The 15,591-nt window shown below is 44.8% G+C and carries 13 protein-coding genes; 8 read left to right on the top strand and 5 right to left on the bottom strand.

Features of this window, described 5'->3' with window-relative positions; translation table 11 throughout:
* Positions 1 to 60: 60 nt before the first annotated feature.
* Complete coding sequence (locus OCU60_RS19700; RefSeq protein WP_074373051.1) at positions 61 to 243, bottom strand: hypothetical protein; 183 nt, start codon at positions 241 to 243, stop codon at positions 61 to 63.
* Positions 244 to 760: 517 nt separating this feature from the next.
* On the opposite strand from OCU60_RS19700, the gene OCU60_RS19705 reads away from it, so the two are divergent.
* From OCU60_RS19705 to OCU60_RS19715, 3 genes are all read left to right on the top strand, one after another.
* Entirely contained in the window at positions 761 to 1,918 is a 1,158-nt protein-coding gene (locus OCU60_RS19705; protein WP_074373052.1) for a glycerate kinase, read from the top strand.
* A gap of 205 nt (positions 1,919 to 2,123) precedes the next feature.
* Positions 2,124 to 2,885, top strand: coding sequence for a putative ATP-dependent zinc protease (locus tag OCU60_RS19710; RefSeq protein WP_083602643.1), 762 nt, complete (start codon positions 2,124 to 2,126; stop codon positions 2,883 to 2,885).
* 380 nt (positions 2,886 to 3,265) lie between these two features.
* A complete protein-coding gene (locus tag OCU60_RS19715) occupies positions 3,266 to 4,741 on the top strand; it encodes an endo-1,4-beta-xylanase (protein WP_074373054.1) in 1,476 nt (491 codons plus the stop codon).
* 311 nt (positions 4,742 to 5,052) lie between these two features.
* On the opposite strand, the gene fruA is transcribed toward OCU60_RS19715, so the two are convergent.
* The 3 genes from fruA to fruB are packed head-to-tail and all read right to left on the bottom strand — an operon-like array spanning position 5,053 to position 8,905.
* Positions 5,053 to 6,783, bottom strand: coding sequence for a PTS fructose transporter subunit IIBC (gene fruA, locus OCU60_RS19720; protein WP_074373055.1), 1,731 nt, complete (start codon positions 6,781 to 6,783; stop codon positions 5,053 to 5,055).
* A gap of 22 nt (positions 6,784 to 6,805) precedes the next feature.
* Positions 6,806 to 7,759 (bottom strand): 1-phosphofructokinase, encoded by a 954-nt coding sequence (gene pfkB, locus OCU60_RS19725; protein ID WP_074373056.1) that lies wholly within the window; start codon positions 7,757 to 7,759, stop codon positions 6,806 to 6,808.
* A gap of 9 nt (positions 7,760 to 7,768) precedes the next feature.
* On the bottom strand, positions 7,769 to 8,905 hold the full coding sequence (gene fruB / locus OCU60_RS19730) for a fused PTS fructose transporter subunit IIA/HPr protein (RefSeq protein WP_074373057.1): 1,137 nt from the start codon (positions 8,903 to 8,905) through the stop codon (positions 7,769 to 7,771).
* Positions 8,906 to 9,262: 357 nt separating this feature from the next.
* On the opposite strand from fruB, the gene cra reads away from it, so the two are divergent.
* Positions 9,263 to 10,258 (top strand): catabolite repressor/activator, encoded by a 996-nt coding sequence (cra, locus tag OCU60_RS19735; protein ID WP_074373058.1) that lies wholly within the window; start codon positions 9,263 to 9,265, stop codon positions 10,256 to 10,258.
* Between the two features lie 140 nt (positions 10,259 to 10,398).
* Complete coding sequence (locus OCU60_RS19740) at positions 10,399 to 11,388, top strand: GHMP family kinase ATP-binding protein (RefSeq protein ID WP_083602644.1); 990 nt, start codon at positions 10,399 to 10,401, stop codon at positions 11,386 to 11,388.
* 142 nt (positions 11,389 to 11,530) lie between these two features.
* Here OCU60_RS19740 and OCU60_RS19745 read toward each other — a convergent pair whose 3' ends face one another.
* On the bottom strand, positions 11,531 to 11,965 hold the full coding sequence (locus OCU60_RS19745; RefSeq protein ID WP_205410492.1) for a DUF2000 domain-containing protein: 435 nt from the start codon (positions 11,963 to 11,965) through the stop codon (positions 11,531 to 11,533).
* A gap of 599 nt (positions 11,966 to 12,564) precedes the next feature.
* Here OCU60_RS19745 and OCU60_RS19750 point away from each other — a divergent pair.
* From OCU60_RS19750 to OCU60_RS19760, 3 genes are all read left to right on the top strand, one after another.
* Positions 12,565 to 13,371, top strand: coding sequence for a 2OG-Fe dioxygenase family protein (locus OCU60_RS19750; RefSeq protein WP_074373060.1), 807 nt, complete (start codon positions 12,565 to 12,567; stop codon positions 13,369 to 13,371).
* 63 nt (positions 13,372 to 13,434) lie between these two features.
* Positions 13,435 to 14,574: a trans-sulfuration enzyme family protein gene (locus OCU60_RS19755; protein WP_074373061.1), complete on the top strand. Its 1,140-nt coding sequence runs from the start codon at positions 13,435 to 13,437 to the stop codon at positions 14,572 to 14,574.
* Between the two features lie 18 nt (positions 14,575 to 14,592).
* Positions 14,593 to 15,576 (top strand): phosphotransferase, encoded by a 984-nt coding sequence (locus OCU60_RS19760; RefSeq protein WP_159439461.1) that lies wholly within the window; start codon positions 14,593 to 14,595, stop codon positions 15,574 to 15,576.
* Positions 15,577 to 15,591: the final 15 nt, after the last annotated feature.

The following is a 15,591-nucleotide window of genomic DNA, read 5'->3' on the forward strand; positions in this document are numbered from 1 at the left end:
CATGTGGGGGAATTTCTTTAAGAGCTACTTAGTCGATGGTAATCAACTGAGTCAAATGAGCTACGAGCTGAATCGAACTTCTCCAGACTCATTGAGACAAAGGTGGGCTTGGCGATTTTTGAGTAATTGAACAGCAAGTATTGGACTGACAGCGAACAATTCACCTTTAGCATGAGCAATCGGTGCTTCCCAAGCGTGGTCTCTATGTTTGCCACTTTGATCAAACTGAACTAAAACTTTCATATTTACTTCTCCTCAACAAAGGTTTTTATTGAATTTTTTTAGTAACCTGTGTGTAAACGTAGCGTAACTAAAGTGTTACTTCACTAGTTAAAAGTGAAAGATTAATTTGATGAAATAGTTATTAATATCATTAGTGAATGTAATCTCATTCTTATATCGAAAAATTCTACGACTGATGTTGAGTATGACCTGCCGCAACAGGACAGCCCACTTGACTCAGCGGAGACACACGATTGATCTTTTTCAGGTTGAGACATCCGGGTCATTTCCCTCCCCTCCCTTATATCAAGACATCAAGACATCAAGACATCAAGACATCAAGTTTTTGACATCGCACAGTGAGCATTATCTTTAATCCGTGATCTTGGTGAGTGGTGCCATTTCTCTATGTAATATACTGATCTATATCGCGTACTTATCGACTTTCAATACGAATGGAGTGTATGTGGTGAATCGTTTCGACCACTAAGAATGATGACATACTGCGGAATACGACCGAGATTACGGAGAGACATTGATGAGAATTGTGATTGCCCCTGATTCATTTAAAGAGAGCCTGAGCGCCGTTGAGGTTGCTGAAATCATTGCACAGAGCTGGCAGCAAGTTTTTCCTGAGGCAGAGTGTATCAAAAAGCCGGTCACCGATGGCGGTGAGGGCTTTGTCGATGCGCTGGTTACGGCATCTCAAGGGCAAAAAGTGACGACGCGCGTTCACAACCCGATTGGCGTTGCCATTGATGCGAAGTGGGGGATGAGTCATGATCGACATACCGCGTTTATCGAAATGGCGGCAGCCAGCGGATTAGCATTACTGACGACAGATGAACGTAATCCGTTACTGACGACGAGTTTTGGTACCGGACAATTGATCAGTGCTGCACTCGATGAGGGGATTCGTCATCTGGTGCTGGGAATCGGCGGGAGTGCCACCAATGACGGTGGTGTCGGGATGATGCAGGCGTTGGGGGTGTCGTTTGTCGATGCACAAGGGCATGAGTTGCCGCCCGGTGGCGCGACGTTGTCTCGGCTCGATTCAATCGACCTTTCCGGCTTAGACCCACGCTTGCAGTCATGCCGGATTGAGGTCGCTTGTGATGTGACGAATCCATTAACCGGAGAATCGGGCGCCGCAGCGGTTTATGGACCGCAGAAGGGTGCGACCCCGGCGATGGTTCGGGCGCTGGAGCGGGGCTTGGTTCATTATGCTGATGTGATTGAAAGGCAGTTCGGTCAAGCCGTTGATAAACGGCCCGGAGCGGGGGCCGCGGGTGGGGTTGGCGCTGCACTGATGGCGTTTCTCAATGCCCGGTTGTCTCCGGGGATTGAACTCGTGATCGAAGCGCTTGATCTAGCACCGGAAATTGTCCGCTGTGATTTGGTCATTACCGGTGAAGGATGCCTTGATGCACAAAGCCTCAATGGTAAAGTGCCGGTTGGGATTGCCCAGCTTGCAAAACGTCATGGTAAACCTGTTATCGCGCTTGCCGGAAGCGTGAAAGCGACGGACCAGCAATTGCATGCGGTGGGGATTGATGCCGCTTTTGGTACGGTACAAGCGGTCATGACACTAGAGGCTGCACTCGCTCAGGCTGCCAGTCATCTTGCACAGACTACGGTTCAGATCGCCCGTCTGGTCCATATTAGTGGAAAGCAGATCACTGGTGAGTCGACATAAAGCGTAAAAACTTGTGGTTTTCAGGACAAAAAATCGACTAAAATCTTGAAAGTTAACTATAAACCGCCACACTTTGATAAGTAATAAATAGATAAGTAGTAAATAGATCAGTAATAAAGAGAACAGTCATCAACCGATATGATTCAGTTGATGAATTTCAGTGGCAGCATAAAATTTGGCGGCACAATAAGCGTGGGGGAACCGGATGAAACGACCATGGAAGTCATGGATGATATTAATGCTGTTTAGCGGACTGGTGGGATGTAGTCATTCGGGGTCTGTTGGTGTGGCGGTATCAACAACACAGCAGGATGCAAGCCAGGCGGATCGTGACAAAGCACTGCAACCGATCGATCAAGCCTATGGGTATGAATTCGCACCCCAGCAGAGTGATGTGGCAACGCAAGAGACATTGAGTGTGCCAGCGGATGTCACTGATGAGCCCGAGGAGATATCTGCTGAGCCAGTGCAGTCGGAACGCCTTGATGAACAGGCGATGACGGATATTCAGACGACCACACATGTAACAACTGTCTCTCCGGCTCAGCAGTCAGACGTCGCTCAGAAAGATTGGGTGTATCTGCCGGGGATCAATGAGAAATTTCCGGTTCAGCTTGATCGGGATGCTGAGATATCCCGGTTATCGACGACCGATGTCAACTATTTTCAGCGCAGTGGTCAGGATTGGGTTCAGTTCAGTATTCAATCTGGTCAGCGCAAAAGCGCTGCCGTCAGTTTACCGGTAATGCGCTGGATGAAGACAGCATCGGGCAACACTGATGCTGCCGGGGAACGACATGCCGTGGTAGTGACTTGGGTTGAATTTGGCCAAGAGATCAAAGAGCGAACTGAATTTATGCTGACCGATGCTTCACAGCGGACGCGTTCTCCCGTACTGCTCGGACAAAGCTTTTTTCGAGATATGGCATCTCATGAAACGGCACAAATTATTGATATTTTCAACTAAAGACAAGTAATAAAATTAAAATGATGGTTTAATAACAATGAATTAATATAATGGATTACTCAATGGCCTCAAGGTATTTTATACCCTGAGGCCATTTTTTATTCATATCATATTGATAGAAGGCCAAATTTGTTCTCCATTGATTGCAAACGTTAATTCAACGACGCGATCACAGATTGATACTTCGTTTTAAAAATATATGGACGCAAATAACAAAAAATTAAGATGGCATATCTCATATTTTTAATTTGGTGATATTCTATATGCGACCTGATTTATATTTCTGGTCTATATTTGAGCTGTTTGTCATGGGCTTTTTCATTATCGAAAAATTCGCTTGATAAACAGTGATATCAGCGTCTTAACGCAAAGGAGAAAACATGAAGGAAATAACACAACGACAATGGCTAGGCTTCAGTGCAAAGCAGGTTCGGACAGGGCCGATTTTAACGGCTTTGGCTGCCCTGATGATGCCATTCATGAGTGCGACTGCCGACACTCAGGCAGATGTCAGTGCTGCAGCGTCATCTGGGTTCGAAGCATATTATGCTTCTGAATCATTTGCTGGTTTGGCAAATAATGGTGGTGTTGAAAATGGGTTAACCAACTGGTCATCAGTTGGGGGGTATATCACTCGTACGAATCAAGCAAGTCATAGTGGGGCGGCAAGTGTCCAAATCTTAAACCGCAACGCGACTTGGAATGGTATTACGTTTAAGCCTGCACCATTAGTCAATGGTAAAAAATATAATGTATCCGTTTGGGTCCGGTTAGCGCCGGGATCTCAAGGTGCGAACATTATTCTGACTGGTAAACGGACGAATAATGAATATGTCCGGATTGGAAGCGTACAGGCTAAAGATTATCAGTGGGTTGAGCTGAAAGGGTCATATAGTCAGTCTGGCTCACCGTTCCAGCATTTCATTATTGAATCTGATAATAGCCGCGTCAGTTACTATGCAGATGATATGTCGGTTGAAGATGTCGGCGGTGGTGATCCTGGCAACCCCGGAAACGGTAAAAAATTCGTCGGAAATATCACCACTTCTGGTCAGGTTCGTGGCGATTTTGCCAGATACTGGGATCAGATCACACCAGAGAATGAAGGTAAATGGGGATCCGTCGAAAGAACCCGTGATGTTTACAACTGGAGTGGGGTTGATGCCTCTTATAATTATGCGAAACAACATAATATTCCATTTAAACAGCATACGTTTGTCTGGGGAAACCAGTATCCGTCTTGGGTCGATCGCTTAAGTCCATCTGAGCAGGCGGCCGAAATCGAAGAATGGATGCATGATTTCTGTCAGCGCTATCCTGATGTTGCGATGATTGACGTCGTTAACGAAGCAACACCGGGCCATGCTCCGGCTCAGTATGCCAGAAGAGCCTTTGGTAATAATTGGATCACCAAGTCATTCCAACTAGCACGTAAACATTGTCCGAATGCAACATTGATTCTTAACGATTACAACGTGTTAAGCTGGAACACGGATCAATTCATTGCGATGGCAAGACCTGCGGTACAAGCTGGGGTTGTCGATGCGATTGGTCTTCAGGCCCATGGGTTAGAAAACTTCTCTGTATCTCAATTGCAATCGAATCTGAACAAAGTGATCGGACTGGGATTACCAATTTATATTTCCGAATATGACGTTGCCAGAGGGAATGATCAGGAACAACTGAATGTCATGAGACAACAGTTCCCGTTATTCTATAACTCCGATGCGGTTGCTGGGATTACGTTGTGGGGATATGTTGTCGGCAGAACATGGGTTGATGGCTCAGGTCTGATTTATGACAATGGCGCACCACGTCCGGCAATGAATTGGCTGATGAACTACTTAGGCCGATAATCAATGGAGTGATACTGATACGTTCTATTTACCATTTGGAACCGGTGGTTGAGCGAGCGTATTGATCTACTACATTGACGATCCCCTCAGACATTGGGTCTGAGGGGATTTTTTATATCTGGTTATTTATATCTGGTTATTTATATCTGGTCATTGATAGCGAGTCATCAGGAGGAAGCGTCGCGATGGTGACGTGTTTTATCTGTCATGACCCATCTTATGGATGAGCGTCGAATATAAAAAAGCCAGTGGGAAATTATTCCCACTGGCTAACCGTTTTCAATGGAGCAAAATGATATGCCCCAAGGGGTTTAGGAGACTGCTTTTTCTAACGCTGACTGAGGTTTGAGCATCGCATAGCCAATACCGGTAATTGCTGTACCGACAGCAATCGCAACCAAATACATCAGCACTGGTGAAATTGCATTTGGAATTAACAGTACGAACAGACCACCGTGCGGTGCCATCAGCTTCGCACCAAACAACATTGATAATGCACCGGTGACTGCACCACCAGCCATACAAGCAGGGATGACGCGCATTGGATCTTTCGCTGCAAATGGAATCGCACCTTCAGAGATGAAGCACAGACCCAGCACGAATGATGCTTTACCTGCTTCTTGTTCACTTTTCTCAAATTTACTTTTGGCGATAAAGGTTGCAACACCCATACCCAATGCCGGCACCATACCGGCAGCCATGATTGCCGCCATTGGCAGATATTGTTGAGAAGCCAACAGACCAACACCAAAGGTATAGGCTGCTTTATTGACCGGACCACCCAAGTCAAAGCACATCATTGCACCAAGAATAATCCCCAGCAGAATCGCATTACCTGAGCCCATGTTCTCAAGGAATGTGGTCATTGCTGACATGATATTCGCAACGGGCGTACCCACGATATAAATCATGATCAAACCGGTCGCCAGTGTGGCTAAGAATGGGATGATCAGAATCGGTTTCAATGCTTCCATCGACTGAGGCAGTTGTACTTTATCTGCAATCAGTTTTGCTGCGTAACCTGCGATGAAACCAGCGACAATACCACCGAGGAAACCAGCACCGATAGAGCTGGCTAACATACCACCGACTAAACCGGGGGCAAGTCCGGGACGGTCTGCAATCGAGAAGGCAATGTAACCCGCCAGAACCGGAATCATCAGCGCAAATGCGGAACCACCACCGATTTTCATCAGTGCAGCGGCAAGGGTGCCTTCTTCTTTAAAGGCTTCAATCCCGAAGACGAATGACAAGGCGATGATCAAACCACCGGCAACCACTACGGGCAACATGTGTGATACACCAGTCATCAAGTGCTTATAAACACCTTTTTTCTCTTCAGTTGCCGCTTCACTGGAACCGGCAGACCCCTGATAAACAGTTGCCTGAACGAATGCTTTTTCGATCTCTTCCTGTGTTTTTTTCAGGGCCGGGCCTGTTTTGGTCCGGTAGAGTGTCTTACCGTTGAAACGATCCAGTGGTACCTCAATATCCGCAGCGATGATCACGAGATCCGCTGCTGCAATATCTTCGGCAGTCAGTTGGTTTTTTGCACCGACAGAACCACGCGTTTCCACCTTAATTTGGTGCCCCATGGTTTTAGCCGTGTTTTCCAGTGCTTCAGCCGCCATGAATGTGTGCGCAACACCCGTCGGACAGGCAGTAATTGCCACGATTTTTTTGGCTGTCCCTGCTGATGCAGCCGGGGCCGCAGCTACAGATTGTGCTTTATCAAGGACTTGCGCTTGTTCAGCGGCTGTTTTCAGATATGCAGTTGGATCTGCTGTACATGCGGCAATATCGCTTTGGTAAACTTTTTTGCCAACGAAACGGGTGGTATCAACAGGTGTATTGGCAGCAATGACAACCAGCTCCGCTTCAGCAATATCGGCGTCAGTGAGCGTATAGCCATCGACAACGGAAGAGTGACATTCAACCGTTGCTGACCAATCCAGAGACTTCGTTGCTTGTTCTAACAAACCGGCAGCGAGAATACTATTTGCGACGCCACTTGGGCACGCAGTTATAATGGCAATTTTCATAGTTACGACCTTATTGTTGTCCTTAATTACTAGCCTCAGGGCTATACGGTTGTAATTGGATCTGCTGTTGTAGGGTGTTTAACTGTTGGATATCGGCCACACCGACACCCACCTGACTTACTGCGAGTGCAGATAGTGCCGTTGCAAAGGTAAGTAGTTCCTCCTTCTTCATGGACTGCATATGTCCCCAGCACAACCCGGCAACCAGCGTATCACCGGCTCCGACGGTACTGACGACATTCATCCGAGGTGGTTGTGCATGTAGCCATTCATTGTTGTTGAGCCACATCACCCCGTTTGCACCCATTGAGACAACGATATTCTCAATCTCTTTTGCCGCGAGTTCACTCGCTGCTTGCTGACATTCAGCCGCAGACTCAAGCAGTCTACCGACGAAATGCGACAATTCTTCATCATTGGGTTTAATTAACCACGGATGAGCGTCCAGACCAGCGGCAAGCGCATCGCGGCTGCTATCGAATAACACTTTCTTACCCAGTTGGTGGAGTTGCTCGATCCAAGATGCACAAAGCTGAGGAGAAATGCCTTTCGGCAAGCTGCCTGCCAGAACAAAGTATTCGTGACTTTCAGCCAGTCGGAACAACGTTTTTTCAAATGCTGTAATCGCCTGTGCGGATACTTCGACACCGGGGAAGTTGATATCGCTGACTTCACCGGAAGATTCAACCAGCTTCACGTTGATTCGGGTTGCGCCATCAACGCGGATAAATTCATCCGTTGCGCCCATTGCTTCAAATGTCTGACAAAAAATGTCTTGATTGTCTTTACCCAGAAAACCGGTCACGGTGACTTCGGCACCCAGATCACTAAGCACCTGAGCGACGTTGACCCCTTTTCCTGCGGCATGAAGCGAACCTTGATTGACCAGACTGACCGAACCGACTTGTAATGTGTCAAGGCTGCCAGTCAGATCCAGTGCCGGGTTGAGTGTAATGGTGACTACTCGATTCGTCATAATGACCCCTTAATGTTCGCCTAGACCCGCATTAATCGCGGCACCCAGCGCTTCAAGTGCTTGGCTTGCATCTGAACCGTTAGCGGTAAATTCAAGTCTGTGCCCGCATTTCACACCCAGTGCGATGACTTTCATCAGGCTCTTCGCATTAACGACTTTACCATCGCCATCGAGATTGGCGACTTTGATGTCAGATTCAAATTTCTTCGCTTCCGCCACCAGCATTGCGCCCGGACGAGCGTGCAGACCATGTGAATTTTTCACTTGGAAAACCGCACTGTTGGCGCTGTCGTTTGCACTTGCCGGTACCGCCTCTGCCATGCCAAACGCTGCCAGAACGGCTTGTTTGTCACTGGTGAATAGGGCTTGTTGATTTTTCTGGAAGACAATCTCAGTGATTTTTTGCATCAACGGCTGATGTGCGCCATTGCAAGCAGCAACGACGATCAGTCCTTTGACTGACTGACCTTGGATGTCAAAAGCATCATTGGCAGTGATGAATGCCAGACCGGTACGGGCAACACCGCGATTGCTACTGGTGAGCCACAAACCACCACCGAGTGGGGTTGCCTCTTTGGCGACCACATCGGCCACAAACTCGCTGTTCACACAACCTTTGTTTTTCAGCAAGCCGCTGGCGACCGCAGACAGCGGTGTCATGTCCGTTGCCGGGAATTGCAATTGAATCAGCGAGTCATCAAAGTCAGCTTCAAACTGAACATCACCATTAAGCAGGGCAATGATTTCTTGCGCTTGAGTTGCCTGTTGCAGTTTTTGTTCAACACCATCGGCTGACAGCACTTTGGTCAGCTGTTTTAAAATACCGAGATGCTCGTCAGATTTGGCAGCGATACCGATTGCGACATAAACGGTATTGCCATCACCCCAATCAACGCCCTGAGGAAAATGGTGCACAGCCACACCGGTTTCTTTGACTAAAGAGCGGGTATCGGTTGTACCATGCGGAATGGCAATACCATTGCCGAGGAATGTTGAATTTTGTGCTTCCCGGTTGAGCATGCCATCGACGTAACCAGCATCAACGAGTCCCTTCTCGCTCAGGTGGGTCGCAATTGCACGAATTGCATCTTGTTTATTCGATTGAGACTGTCCCAGATGGATGTCATGAGGAGTGAGTTGCAGCATGTTTGGCCCCTTTAATTGCCTTATTTGGCGCTTTGGTGCGGACATATCCGATAACTCTCTAAATGGAGTTTCTGGTTGGGAAAAACATCCCTGGGTGTCTGCACCATCGTTTTGTTATGAAAATAGCTGAATCGTTTCAGTATCTATTTAAAAAAAGTCAGCAAAAATCACTTCATATTGCTCATAAAATGGAAGTTATCTAATAAATAGTCCAAAAAAGTCGATTTCGCTATCATTTTTGAATTTTGCTGAATCCTTTCAGCTTTTATAGTGAATCGATTCAGCTTATAGTTCAATCCTATTGAGGATCTTAATTTTTATTTCTATGATCCGACGCACACTAAAAAGAGTAGCGATATGACACTAGATGAAATTGCCAAATTAGCTGGCGTGTCGAAAACCACTGCAAGTTATGTGATCAATGGAAAAGCACAAAAGTATCGCATCAGTGAAAAGACTCAGTTGAAAGTTATGGATGTGGTGAATGCGCATAATTACCGTCCCGATCACACGGCTTCTGCTTTGCGCGCCGGGAACAGTCGGTCATTCGGATTGATTATTCCGGATCTAGAGAACACCAGTTATGCGCGTTTATCTAAATTACTGGAGCAGAACTCCAGACAAGCGGGATATCAAATTCTCATTGCTTGCTCGGATGACAATCCCAAAACGGAAATGTCTGTCGCAAACACGCTGATTGCTCGCCGGATTGATGCTTTGTTTGTTGCCAGCTCGATTCCGAACGCCAATGAATTCTATTACGGGCTGCAGCAAGCCGGAACCCCCGTGATTGCGATTGACCGTCCGTTGGATGATGAATTCTTCGCCTGTGTGGTCAGTGAAGATTATAGTGCTGCTTTAGAGTTGACCGAATCGGTTTTGGACGATCAGCTTCAGTCGATTGGTCTGATTGGTGCATTGCCGGAGCTGAGTATTTCTACCGATCGGCAGTTGGGATTTGAAGCAGCAGTCAAGCCCAAGGGGATTCAGATTTTAGAAGGGTACGGGAATCACTTTAACCGCGAAGAAGGGAAGAAAATTTTTTCTGAGTGGGTGAATAAAGGCACCGTACCGGAAGCGATCGTATCAACCTCATATACCTTGTTGGAAGGGATTCTGGATGTGTTACTGGAACACCCACAACTGATGGACAACATCCGCTTGGCAACGTTTGGTGATAACCGGCTACTCGACTTTTTACCGCTGAAAATTAACTCCTTACCGCAGCAGTTCGAACTGATTGCAGACAGCGCACTGGCAGTGGCTTTAAATGCAACCGCGAAACGCCATCAGCCCGGCATTGAATTGGTACCACGAAAATTACGGGTGCGTCGCAATCTCAATCTTTCATGACAACCTGACTCAAATCTAGCTCGCTGTTTATCCTACTGGATGACAATATAAAATGAGGGCGACCGTCTGTATCCGATGGTCGCCTCAGTCATCGATGAACCACGTATCAAGACTAAATTCAGTAAAAAGTTACCTTTTATATGTTACCTCATCAGATGGTGTGCCTTGCTCAAATCCCTCAGGCAACGAGTGATCCGTTGATTGATATCCTGTCTGAACCACAGAATTCAAGCGGCCTCCGTGATTTTGGTTTCGGTCAGTCTTGCTGTACATTTGGCGAGTTGTTGCAAGGGATGTTACCCAATGGGCAAGACTTCCTCGTGACTTTCCCGATTCATCGCTACGTGAAAGCAAAGTTTTATCGCGGCGAAGATGATATGGGATTGCAAGTTTGTCCTCCTCATAAGACTAAGGCACTGGCTTTGGCAGATGCGCTGTTGCGTCGCTATCAACTGCCATGCACTGGCTTGCTTGAGATTGAGTCGGATATCCCTGAGAGTAAAGGATTAGCAAGCTCATCAGCCGACCTCGTTGCGGTTGCCCGGGCAATTACCGACCATTATCACATGCATATCAGCGATGCCGATCTCGCTCATCTGTTGTGTCAAATTGAGCCAACAGATGCTGTGATGTTCGGCCACTGTGTCGCATTCCATCAAAATATCGGGCATTTAATTGCCGATCTTGGCCCATTACCTCCAATGGTCATTGTTGCTCATGATGAAGGGGGAAGTGTTGATACCGTGACGCATCAGAAAACGCACCCCGGCATGGGTATTGCCGAAAGAGAGCAATATCAGGATTTGTTGCAGCGCATCCAGCATGCAGTCAAGCACGGTGACTGTGATGAGATCGGTCATGTCACCACGATGAGTTCAATTTTAAACCAACGGTTCAGACCCAATAAACACCTGAGTTTATTCATTGATATTTGTGATCAGTATGGTGGGCTCGGCATTGCCGTCGCACACAGTGGTACCTATATCGGCATCCTTCTCGATGCCAGTGATATCAAGCTGACCGACAAGAGAACAGCAATAGAGGATGCACTGAAAGCCAATAACTTAGCGCCTGAAACGTTTTGGAGCTCATCGACCACGAGACGGTTACCTCATACTGCCAAAAAGTAATCCAACACCGGGTGAAATTTTCCTGTTTCGAGCTGCAACTTTATTTGTATTTATGTATAAAGATAGACGTTGAAATATAATACAAGTTTTTATTTTTTTGACACATGAAGGACCGTATGTCGCTATTTTAAGATTATTCATCCTATTTGAAGAGGCTAAATGTTTTCGTCAAATCCTTAATCTCGGAAGTATTACCAAACATACATATACCAAAATACTCCAAATCATGGTCTTCGGTTTCTGAAGTTGCTTTTAGTTGTTCTTCAGACGTACCGATGATCATCGTATGAATAAAGTCAGTGAATGGAATCTGACGTTGTATCAGCTCATTCCGCACTTTCCGTATTTTATTTGAATTATCCGCTCTCAAAACAATAAATGGATAATGTGAAATCGAAGGATGAACGCCTCCGTCCATGTCTTTGTATTCTAAGAAACACAGACTATCAACATCTTTAATCTGGGCAATAAGTCCAGAGGTCATGTGCCCAAGAGCATTCAATAGCCTTCCTATATCAACTTTTTTATTCAATACGGCAACCAATCTTTTAGCATTTTCATCTGGTAATTCATTTATTGCAAGCATATAAAACCTTTTGTTAGAAATGCGGATACATGATGATTATCGGTAAGATTTCGTACAAACCGTCATCAAGTGTAGATTTTTATTCACTAAATTTACAATTATTCAATGAATCATTCAAGCGATTAACACCCTTGCAATCCTTTTCCTTCTCATTTATTATGCCCGCAGTTGATTATATATGTGTTATATTGCATTTTTAATGAGATGTTCTGCTGCAAAAGTGTTAACCAGATTATATGCTGATAATTTGTTAATTAAATGGCATGTTAAACTATTCAGCATTTTAGAAGAGATGAAAGCAGAATGTTACAAAAAAATCAGTTGTTCAGAGCACAATCAGTACATATCAAGCGCCATAAGTAAATTTACAGTGTGAATCAATTGAAATGGTCGAGATCAGAACGACTGAATATGTGTTAACCATATATTCTTCCACAATAGTGAGTAACGAATGAATCATGTCACTAGATAATCTATGGATCCGTCTATTTCTATTAACACGGATAAATCGTTATCTACAATTTTATATATTTCTCAGCACAATGCTTTATATCGAATCAATTATAATTTAGTAAAAAGGCAATTATACGATGATCATCGAAAATGATATTTCCGACAGTAATTACAAAACGGATACGGATTTTGGCACACCACTCACTTGTCAAGTGGACGCATATTCTAGTATGACGGATCTTGGGTTTTGTTATTTACGTTCGAATGATTTCACTCTAAGTATGAGTCAGCAGCATGACTTAAATATGATTCAAAAGCATTTTGATTCTCTTGCTAACGATCCATACGATCAAAACTCCGGCCGTTATCGTCAACACAGTAAGTACATATTCTTGCCTTGTTATAAACTCCTTGTTCCTCATGCTTCTGAGACTACGTCTTATTACAAGCAAGATATTGGATTCAATGATGAAGTCATCAGTCAAGCGAGAGCGTTTCAACCTGTACCAGATGACATATTGTCAAATAACCTAATTCGGTCAATGGTTCTTCACGACTTTGAGAATTCTCCATTAAGACAGCATCCTTCAACACTTCCGATGGAAGTTGGAATCCATTTTATTCGCATGGAAGCGAAAGTTGATTCACCTAGCATTTCAGTACCTAACCGACTTCATAAAGATGGTGAGCCATGTACGTGGATCCACTTGATAAATCGTGTCGGTGTGTGTGGTGGTGAGAATATCATTACAGATAATACGAAGACGAACGTTCTTTGCCGACAAATCATGCATGATACGCTTGATTCGATCGGCTTAGTTGACGAATTAGTATGGCATCAAGTAAAGCCCATTCATGTAGACGAGCAATCAGAAATCGGTCATCGGGATGTAATTCTCATTGATTTCACGCCAATGTTAGCAACACCAAACACGCCATATTAACCACGATATACATCGTGTGATCATAAACCCACACCTACAGTTACTATATAAAGAGTATCAATCGTGCAATCAAAACAAACTATTGCTGTTCACAGCGGGACAATAAAAGATGACATGCATGGTGGGATCCTATCGCCACTATTTCCTTCTAGTTCCCATCGACATCTTGATATGAATGAAGATGTTTATCCAAGGCATGCAAACTTACCTAATCAACGTGCAGTTGCTCAAAAGATGTGTGCATTAGAGAGTGGTGGTGAAGCTGCATTGATCTTGAGCTCAGGTATGGCTGCTATCTCGACAGCGATGCTTTCACATTTAAAAGCCGGTGACCATATTGTTCTACAGAATAGTGTTTATTCGGGAGCACTAAAGTTTGTTCAGAATCATTTCTTAAAGCTTGGGATCACATACAGTGTCTCCGAAAGTTGTGACGTTGAGAGTATCCTCAAAGCAGTAAATTCTAATACTAGGGCTATTTATATAGAAACACCGACCAATCCATTATTGAAGATTATGGATATAGAACGATTAGTCAAATTCGCAAAAAGCAAAGGGCTATTCACGTTCATAGATAACACCATTGCGACACCAATTAACCAAAACCCATTGGACCTCGGGGTTGATATGGTGTTACACAGCGCGACCAAGTTTTTAGGTGGGCACGGCGATGTATCAGGCGGTGTTGCTGTCGGTAGTGAAGCGTCGATTTCACTGATGACTGACTATATGAACGATTTTGGCGGATGCTTAAATGCTCAGGCTTGCCACCTTCTTGAAAGGAGTTTGCGTACATTGGCAATCCGAATGGATAAGGTGAATCAGAATGCTTTGGAGCTTGCTTCTCGATTAAATGAACACCCAAACATTACGAAAGTCCACTATCCCGGCTTACCCAGTCACGAAAATCACAAGATAGCATGTGACCAGATGCGTGGCTTCGGGGGAATGGTTAGCTTTGAGTTATCACACAAATTTGATGCGACAAGTTTTCAACGGCAATTAAACTTAATTACTCCATCAAATAGCCTAGGTGACTTAGAAACCACATTAAATTCGCCTTATCAGGCTTCATCATCTTTCAGAAGCCTAAGTCCACAGGAACAAAAAAAGTCTGGAGTTACGACACAGTTAATCCGAATGTCTGTCGGGATCGAAGACGTTTCAGATCTATATGAAGACTTAAACCAAGCACTATCATGAATGCATGTGGAAAAGATAATGAAAACGAGTTTAAAGTTAAACCGTGATGAGATTCAGCATATTGAATCCGTCTATGGGCTCACGATAAAAACCAGTGCTTTCCTGGGGGAGGGCTCTGGCAATACCAATTTTCTTATTGAGACGAATATTGGTGACTGTGTTCTGAGTATTATTGAAGAGCAAACCCGCGATGAAGTTGAAATCATGGCCAATACACTTGTTTGGCTGGCGTTAAATGAGCTTAGGACTTCGCTCTTAATCAGCCCTAAACAACAAGAAAACTACGCGATTACACTCAGGGGAAAACCATCGCTATTGCGAACTTTCGTGCATGGTCATGTCCATAAAGATTTGAGTGAAAGAATGCTCAAACAACTTGGTGTGACGATGGCTAAATTACATGAGATACCGGCCCCTGACTTCATCGGTGATTCTATTTTCTATGAGCAGAAGAAGTTTATGGATACTCTTGACGCCAATATCGACATTGAGTATGAAAACTGGGCTAAACTCAGGCTTAGTGAGCTGGCTGTAGACCGTATCCACGGTTTACCTACATCAGTGATTCATAGTGACCTTTTCTACGATAATATGTTATTCGACGGAGAGCACTTCGTCAGCATGATTGACTTCGAGTTGGCCTGTATCTACCACTCAGTCTTCGATATCGGTATGGCTATCGTCGGTACTTGTAGCATCGATGGGGAATTATCACTGACAAAAGCAAAATCGTTAATTACTGGCTACCAATCAAGAAGAGTTATATTGGAAACCGAGTTTAATGTGTTAAAAACCTATACGGAATATGCGGCTGTACTGACCTCACTTTGGCGTTATTGGAGATACAAAATATATCAGAGTGAAGAACATAACGCGGACAAATATTTAGAAATGATGACGTTAGCAAAAAACATTGAAGGTGCTGATTTTTCCACATTAGTGAAACCGTCTACTAATGCAGTATCACGAGATAACAGACTTGATACTATATATGATATCTAACCGATGATGATATTT

The sequence above is a fragment of the Vibrio spartinae genome (assembly GCF_024347135.1).
GTDB lineage: Bacteria > Pseudomonadota > Gammaproteobacteria > Enterobacterales > Vibrionaceae > Vibrio > Vibrio spartinae.